3 protein-coding genes and 1 pseudogene are annotated in these 3,062 nt (G+C 48.1%); all 4 read left to right on the top strand.

Annotation, left to right across the window (positions count from 1 at the left end; genetic code table 11):
• A pseudogene (locus HMPREF3144_RS11665) lies at positions 1 to 258 on the top strand (hypothetical protein); the annotation flags it as partial.
• An 86-nt stretch (positions 259 to 344) separates the two neighbouring features.
• Positions 345 to 764 carry an IS66 family insertion sequence element accessory protein TnpB gene (gene tnpB / locus HMPREF3144_RS03825; protein ID WP_083290376.1) on the top strand — a complete coding sequence of 140 codons (420 nt, stop codon included), beginning with the start codon at positions 345 to 347 and terminating at the stop codon, positions 762 to 764.
• A gap of 86 nt (positions 765 to 850) precedes the next feature.
• Positions 851 to 1,624 carry an IS66 family transposase gene (locus HMPREF3144_RS03830; RefSeq protein ID WP_246823861.1) on the top strand — a complete coding sequence of 258 codons (774 nt, stop codon included), beginning with the start codon at positions 851 to 853 and terminating at the stop codon, positions 1,622 to 1,624.
• A gap of 53 nt (positions 1,625 to 1,677) precedes the next feature.
• Complete coding sequence (locus tag HMPREF3144_RS03835; protein ID WP_070476495.1) at positions 1,678 to 2,886, top strand: IS256 family transposase; 1,209 nt, start codon at positions 1,678 to 1,680, stop codon at positions 2,884 to 2,886.
• Positions 2,887 to 3,062 lie beyond the last annotated feature (176 nt).

Consider the following 3,062-nt stretch of genomic DNA (forward strand, 5'->3'; position numbering starts at 1 on the left):
CAGACGCGAAGCGACGAGGGGAAAACCACGCACATACTCGGTGGTGGCATGGGGTATGGCAATGACATAGAGCGTCAAGAGCGCACCACGGTTAGCGGTATCAGCACAAAAAACCTCCTAATCACAGACCCTGATACGCAATTATTGCTCACCGGCTTAGGTCCCGATGCCATGGCCGAGCGGGTCTTTACCAACACAACCACGGAGACAGCGGCTGCCGATAGTGGTGCTTTAGCCAATCGTTTCGATGCGGAGTAAGCGTCCGGTGAACACATGTATTTATCTTCTTCGAAATGAGCAACACTAGTGAGCACTAGTTTTATGTTCATTTTAGGAGAGAAAATATGCGTCACCTTGGTGTCAAGTTAAATAATGAGACGTTTCCGCAGACAGATATCTGTTCAGTGATGTTCACGCAAAGTGAGCTTAGTGGGTTGCTTCGTGTCGATCGTATTGTGTTAGTGAGTGACGTAGCCGATTTACGGGCGGGGATGGACACCTTGCGCACGAAGGCGATACAAACCTTTGGCCAAGTGGCACCGCATGAAGCTTATGTGTTCATGAATCGCTCGCAGTCGCTACTGAAGTTAGTGGTGCACGATGCCATGGGATCTTGGTTATGTACTCGACGACTTCATGAGGGCCGTTTTTATGGTGCGGGGTCACAGATTCATCCGCAACTGACGGCCGATCAGTTTCTGGCATTAACTTGGGGGTTGCCTTGGCAACGCCTTGGTGAGGCAAGTATCTTTCGTTATTCTTAGGTCGATCGTGGCCTAATTGCCCCCAATTTGTCAATTAGGATTTCTAAGACTCGCCTATTTATTCGGCATGAGGCATACTATGCGTCATGCCGAATTCTTTATTTACGCTTCCCGACGATTTATCCAATCTTACTGCAAAGCAGTTACGTGAACTCGTGCTGCGACAGCAGGCGATCGTGGAAGCAAAAGATCGAGCATATCAAGAAAAAGCGCGAGCCTATCAGCAAAAAGACGTGGCGTATCGACACGTCAGTGCCGCATACGAACAAGTTAAGATGGAGTTAGCGATCCTAAGACGCATTAACTTTATTAAGCGTAGCGAGCAACTCCCGGATTTACAATCGAAACTCTTCAAAGAAGATGCAGAAACCGATCTTGCCGATCTTGAGACAACACTCGACAACTTAGGCGGACAATTAGCCCAAATCATCGATAAAGAGCATACGCCACGCATACCGGCTCGGATGCGTTTACCCTCGGACTTACCGTCGGTGGATATCCGTCATGAAATTGAAACAACTACCTGTTCGTGTGGTGCTGAGATGCGCCATATGGGCGATGACGTGAGCCAGAAATTGGATTATGTGACCGGCACCTTTACCGTTGAGAATCACATCCGTCCTAAATACGTTTGCGATTGCTGCAAAACCTTAACGCAAGCACCCGTACCAGCACATATCATTGATAAAGGCTTAGCGACCACAGGTCTGTTAGCCAGTGTACTGATTATGAAGTACGCGGATCATTTACCACTGTATCGTCAAGAGGCAATCTTCGAACGCAGTGGTCTACGCATAGCACGCTCCACACTCGCCGATTGGGTGGGTAGCTGTGGGGCACAGCTGCGAGACTATAAATAAAACTGTGTAAATCATCTATCATGATACCCATAGAGGGAAAAAGGATAGATCACATGGATAAGAAAGCATTAGAAGCCTTTGCTCGCGAAGTCGCCAAAGGCTTAAAAACGGAAATGGATTTGGCTGAATTCAGTCAAGTCCTGACCAAGGTAACGGTCGAGGCAGCACTCAATGCCGAGTTGGACGAACACCTTGGCTACCAACGACATCAGGCCTCAGACAACACCAATAGCTGTAATGGCTACGGCACGAAGACGATCAAGACCGAGGACGGTCAGTTTGAGCTAGAGACCCCCCGAGACCGTGAGGGCAGCTTTGAACCTCAGCTCATTAAAAAAGGCCAGACACGTTTTACCTCAATGGACGATAAGATCTTAAGCCTTTACGCCAAAGGCATGACGACTCGTGACATCGTGGCTACCTTCAAAGAAATGTACGGTGCAGATATTTCACCTACCCTGATCTCTAAAGTCACCGAGGCAGTGATAGAACAGGTCGATGCGTGGCAATCTCGCCCGTTAGAAGCGGTGTATCCAATCGTTTATCTGGACTGCATCGTCGTCAAAATTCGCCAAGATAAGCGAGTTATCAACAAAGCCATCTATCTGGCACTCGGCGTTAACCTTGATGGCCATAAAGAACTGCTCGGCATGTGGCTCTCTGAAAATGAAGGCGCTAAGTTCTGGCTAGGCGTTCTCACAGAACTACAGAATCGTGGTCTCAAGGATATCCTGATTGCTTGCGTCGATGGACTCAAGGGCTTCCCTGATTCCATCAGCGCTGTTTATCCGCAGACTCAGATTCAGCTCTGCATTGTTCATATGGTACGTAACTCGATGAAGTTCGTACCCTATAAGGATTACAGAACGGTCGCAGCCGCTCTTAAGCGCATTTACCAGTCTGCTACGGAGCAGGAGGCCTTGCATGAGCTAGAGCGGTTCGCCGAGCAATGGGATGACAAATATCCGCACATCAGTCGTAGCTGGCAGACGCATTGGCCGAACCTAAACACCTTGTTCCGTTACCCGGAGGACATTCGACGAGCCATTTACACCACCAATGCCATTGAGTCCCTCAATAGCGTCATCCGCAAGGCAATCAATCAACGTAAGCTGTTCCCAACGGACGATTCGGCTAGGAAAGTAGTGTATCTGGCGATCATGGATGCCTCCAAGAAATGGACGATGCCCATCAGAAATTGGAAATTAGCACTCAATCGGTTTATTATTGAATTTGAAGATCGCATCAGCGATTACATTTAACCCAGATGATTACACAGAATTATTTACACCCTCTAAGGTTAGTTAAGCATGCACACTAGGGGGTGGCAGGATATTGTATTAACAATGAGCGTCAAGAGCTCACCCCTTATTGCTCAGAACCTCTACGTTAAGAATCCTACATTATGATCCTAGTCAGAAAAGTAGACAAACACTCC

It is taken from the genome of Oligella sp. HMSC05A10 (genome assembly GCF_001808335.1).
Classification (GTDB): domain Bacteria; phylum Pseudomonadota; class Gammaproteobacteria; order Burkholderiales; family Burkholderiaceae_B; genus Oligella; species Oligella urethralis.

Excerpts from the sequence above, each read along its gene's own strand:
- HMPREF3144_RS03835 (WP_070476495.1), top strand. The coding sequence starts at position 1,678 with ATGGATAAGAAAGCATTAGAAGCCTTTGCTCGCGAAGTCGCCAAAGGC.
- tnpB (WP_083290376.1), top strand. The coding sequence starts at position 345 with ATGCGTCACCTTGGTGTCAAGTTAAATAATGAGACGTTTCCGCAGACA.
- HMPREF3144_RS03830 (WP_246823861.1), top strand. The coding sequence starts at position 851 with ATGCCGAATTCTTTATTTACGCTTCCCGACGATTTATCCAATCTTACT.